Raw genomic sequence first — 4,365 nt, forward strand, 5'->3', positions numbered from 1 at the left:
GCAGCCCTTGACCGGGCAGCGGCGCCCGCGGCGGCGGGGGGTGGGCTCGGGTCCGGCGCCGCCGGTGCGGGCCTGCCAGGCGGCCGCCAGGACGGTGGAGGACGCCCGGCCGGCGGCCTGCCCGGCGGTTTCGCGGGCGGCCTGCTTCCGGCCGCGCCACCAGGACCGGGCGGAGCGGCGCACTCCGGCCTTGCCCGCCCGAACTCGCTTTCTGCCCTCGGCGCGGAGCTGGTCGACGACGACGCGGACGTCGTCCAGGGTGAGCTCCGGCTGCCGCTCGCCCTCCAGGACCAGGCCCCGCCACTCGGCGGTGAACAGGTCGCGGTCGGACGCCTTGCTGCGGCCGGTGCAGGCGGCCAGGGCCGACACGATCAGCCCGTTGGTGATGGTGTCGTGATCGGCGGTGTGGCCGCAGGTGGTGCAGCCGAGGCGGGCGGGCCAGGTCTCGCGGGGCCCGCACCGGTCCAGGGTCAGCGCCCCGACCCCGCCGCAGCCGGGGCAGGCCACCGGCTCGCCGTCCAGGAGGAGCAGGCCCACCAGCTTGAGGTCGGGCGCCGTCACCGGCCGCCGCCCTGGCGGTGGTCCACCCGGGAGGTGGCGCGGCCGAACAGGCCGGTAGCGGTGGTGTGGTGGTGGTGCTCGGTGCGGTTGACCACGGTGGTGCGGCGCGCGGCGGGCAGCACCTTGACCGCGACGACCGCGGCGGCGACCAGGGCCACCGAGGAGGTGGCGCCGGCCAGCGCGGAGACGACCTCGCCGACCCCCCAGCCCACACCGGCGGCGGCCACCCCGGCCCCGGCCAGGCGCTGGGCGACCGGGTCCAGGCCAGTCCGCACCACCCTCGGCGCGGGGTCGGTGTCTGCGATCGCAGACACCGATGCGGGCTGCGGGGCGGCGGCCAGGGCGTGGGCAGGGACGTAGGCGGCGACCATCCGCCCGTCCGGGCCGGGGAGGTAGGCGACGGTCAGCGGGCCGTCCGGCAGCACCACGGGGGCGGGCGCCGGGGCGGCGGGGGCGAGGGGCTGCGGGGTGTAGACGGCGGGCGTGGTCATGGCCGGGTCCTGTTCCGGGAGGTGCCGGGCAGGTGTCCCGGCGAGGCGGTCTGGGGGGATTTGTGCTGGTCTTCGAGGTGCCGGGCAGGTGTCCGGCCCGGGCGGGAGGTGCCTGCGGGGGACACCTCCCGGGGCGGCGGCGACACATGCCCGGCACCTCGCGACCTGGGGTTTCGTGCGCGCCGACACCTGGGCCGACACGTAACTTTGCCCGGTTATACGCCGAATGCGGCCTCGACATCGGCGAGCCGGTAGCCGCGCCCGTCGACCCCGGCGAGGGTGGTCACCCGGACCCGCTCCAGGGCCCGGCCGGTGCCCTCCAGGGCGGCCGCGATCTCCTCGCCCAGGCGCCGCCCGGTGCGCGTCGCGAACGCCTTGTCCGACTCGCCGTCGCGCGGGTCCCACCCGGCGGCCGGGTCCTGCCGGTGCAGCCACGCGACCAGGTCGGCGGTGCCCAGCTCCGCGGCGCCGAGGTCGGCGAACGCCCGGCGCAGCAGGTCGGCCATCGGGTGGCGCACGGCAGGGACGCCCGCGGTGCCCCTGCCGTCGGGGCCGCCGGCGACGGAGGACAGGCCGGTCCCGGCGAGCAGGGCGTCCTCGATGGGGTCGGGGCAGTGGCCGGGCAGGGTGCCGGCCGCGCGCCGCAGCTCGATCCCGGCCGCGATCAGCGTGCCGACCTCGCCGGAGGTCTCGTCGATGTAGAGCGAGCGGACGTGGATCATGCCAGTGTCCGGGGTGGTCAGCCACGCCCGCCCGCGGCTGCCCTTCTCGTTAGGGATCTTGGAGGAGTCGTAGCCCAGGCCGGCCGCGCCCTTGCCCAGGATCACGTTCGAGGCGTCGGCGGACTCGGTGCGCATCGCCATCCGCCCCGAGCAGTTGCCCCGCAGCCGGGCCGGGACGATGCCGACCTCGGGGTACTGGGTGGCCAGCGCCAGCACGATGCCGACCGCCGCGCCGACCGCGGCGATCTGCGCGAGCAGCTCGGCGACCTCCTCGGCGTACTCCTTCGAGGGGCCCTCCTTGGCGGTGTAGGTGGCCAGCTCGTCGACGATGACCAGCTCGATGCCGCCGACCTTCTCGATCAGCTCCTCGGACAGCTTGGACAGGCCGAGGTCGACCAGCAGGTCGGTGCGCCGGTTCATCTCCCGGATGACGACCCGCAGGAACTCCACCAGCCGGGCGGGGTCGCGGCGCACGTAGGTGGCGAGCATCGGGGCGTAGGGGACGTACTCGCCGGTGCCCTTGCCGTCGAACAGCCGCACCCGCACCCGCGGGTCCAGGCTGACGCCGGACAGGACGTTGGCCAGGCCCATGCCCTTGCCGGAGCGGGTCGCGCCGCCGAACAGCAGCGAGTAGTCGGAGATGGTGACGGCCACGATCTGCCCGCGGGCGTCGAAGGCGAGCGGGATGCCGGCCTTCCAGGTGTTCAGCGGCTCGCGGCGGTCCAGCAGCGGGGAGCGCACGGTGCGGCCGAACGGGTCGGTCATGGAGGCCCACAGCTGCAGGCGTCCGGCGCCGCCGGCCTGCCGCAGGTCGAGCTGGACCTGGTCGATGCCGAGCGCGGCCGCCAGCTCCAGCGCGCGGCCGCGGACCTTGTCCACCGTCACCCCGGCGGGCAGGTCGATGAGCACCGTCCAGGCGTCCGGGCCGTCGGCGATCGCGGGGGTGAGGTAGCGGGGGAGGTCGGCCTCGCCGATGACCTTCGCGGCCCGCAGCGCCTCGGTGAGCATGTCGGGGGTCAGCGGGTCGCCGTCGGCCAGCGAGCGGCGCTCGGGGTCCCAGGTCTCCGCGGTCAGCGGGCGGCGGCCGGCGAGGGCGAACCCGCCGAGCGTGGCCAGCACGCCCCCGGCCAGGCCGGGCCAGCCGCCCTCCAGGAACGCCATCCCGTCGGCGAGGCCGGGCAGGCCCCAGACCAGGGAGCCGCGCAGCAGCCGGCCGCGGCGCACCTCGGCCTTGGCCCGGGTGTGGGCGGCGACCGCGGCCGCGGCGGCGGTCTGGGCCCGGTCGGCGTGCTGCTGGGCGGCGCGGCGCTGCGCGGGCACCAGGGTGTAGCGGGCCTTGCGGGCGGCGTGGCGGGCCTCGCGGGTGGCGGTGTGGGCCTGGTGGCGGGCGGCGGCCAGGTGGGCGCCCTCGATGCCGCCGACCCACTCGGCCGAGCGGCGCACCCCGCGGGCGACCTGGGCGAGGTGGCCGCGCTCGGTGCGCTGCCGCGACGCCCACCGGCGCACCGCTCGGCGGGTGCGGCGCTGGGCCCGTACCCGGGCGGCCTTGCGGCCCTCGGGGCTGCGCGCCCAGGACGGCACGAACGGCCGGTCGCCGTCCAGGTCCTCCGGCAGCGGCCGCAGCTCGGCCTCCAGGTCCTCGGAGGGCTGCGGGGCGGCGGGCAGGAGGGCGGTCAGGTCGATGACGTCGGCCCCGTCGGCGGTACCGCTGTCGGGGCGGTAGACGGACTCAGACATGCTGGGGGTGCTCCTTCGGTTCACAGGGCTGGTGGAGTGCCGGGGCCGGTCCGGCCGTGAGAAGTGGGACCGGCCCCAGGCCGTGCTCAGGAGGTGGCGCGCAGGGCGGTGTCGCGGGCGGCCTTGCGGGCCGCGGGCGAGTACCGCAGGGTGTCGCCGGGGGTGCGGCGCGGCGGGCGCCCGCCGTTGCTGCGGCGGCCGTCGATGCGGCCTTCGGGGGCCGTCTTGGCGGCCTTCTTCGCGGCCGGGGGGATTTGGGATTCGACCTGCGGCTTTGCGGTCTCCACGGGGGCCGCTCCGGCCTCCTTCGCGAGGGCCTTCGCGGCGACCCGGGCGGCGATGGACTCGGCGGTGTCGCCGAGCGCGGTGCCGTGGACGTCGTCCCACGCGCGCTTCCACGTCGGCTCGCTCACGTGCTGCTCGCCGAGCGCGGCGGACAGGGCCACGGCGCGCTTCCACACGTCCGCCCACTCGCCTGCGCGCTTGGCCTCGGTGGCCTGCCGCTGGACCTCCCGCTCGGCGGCGGCCGCGGCGTCCCGGCGGGCGGTCTCGGCGGCGGCCTTCCTCGCGGCGCGGCGCTGTGCCCGGGTCGGCCGGCCGTCGCGCTTGGCGATCCGGCCGTGCTCGTGCAGGTCCCAGATCGCGGGGCCGATCAGCGAGCACAAGGCGCCGCCCAGGCCGGTCGCCATCCCGTAGGCGTGGCTGCCGTGGGAGTAGGAGATGCCGGCGGCGACGGACGCCTGGGCGAGCGCGCCGAGGCGGTAGTGCCAGGACGGGCGGCCGTCGTCGATGGCGGCCTCGGCGCCCTTGAGCAGCGCCCAGGCCACGCCCTCCAGGACCAGGGGGGCGATCAC

General features: G+C 77.3%; 3 protein-coding genes and 1 pseudogene. All 4 read right to left on the reverse strand.

The annotated features are described in order from the left end of the window. The coding region (locus ACFY07_RS28460) for a hypothetical protein (protein WP_390872427.1) at window positions 1-561 on the reverse strand (561 nt) is incomplete at its 3' end. Then, complete coding sequence (locus tag ACFY07_RS28465) at window positions 558-1,052, reverse strand: hypothetical protein (protein ID WP_390872428.1); 495 nt, start codon at window positions 1,050-1,052, stop codon at window positions 558-560. The genes ACFY07_RS28460 and ACFY07_RS28465, both read right to left, overlap by 4 nt. Window positions 1,053-1,267: 215 nt before the next feature. Beyond that, entirely contained in the window at window positions 1,268-3,511 is a 2,244-nt protein-coding gene (locus ACFY07_RS28470; RefSeq protein WP_390872429.1) for an FtsK/SpoIIIE domain-containing protein, read from the reverse strand. 86 nt (window positions 3,512-3,597) lie between these two features. Next, a pseudogene (locus tag ACFY07_RS28475) lies at window positions 3,598-4,365 on the reverse strand (hypothetical protein); the annotation flags it as partial.

The organism is Streptomyces sp. NPDC001380 (assembly GCF_042895785.1).
In the GTDB taxonomy this organism is placed as follows: domain Bacteria; phylum Actinomycetota; class Actinomycetes; order Streptomycetales; family Streptomycetaceae; genus Peterkaempfera.

Bases quoted from the DNA above. Each gene is read 5' to 3' on its own strand.
- ACFY07_RS28465 (WP_390872428.1), bottom strand. From the start codon at position 1,052: ATGACCACGCCCGCCGTCTACACCCCGCAGCCCCTCGCCCCCGCCGCC.
- ACFY07_RS28470 (WP_390872429.1), bottom strand. From the start codon at position 3,511: ATGTCTGAGTCCGTCTACCGCCCCGACAGCGGTACCGCCGACGGGGCC.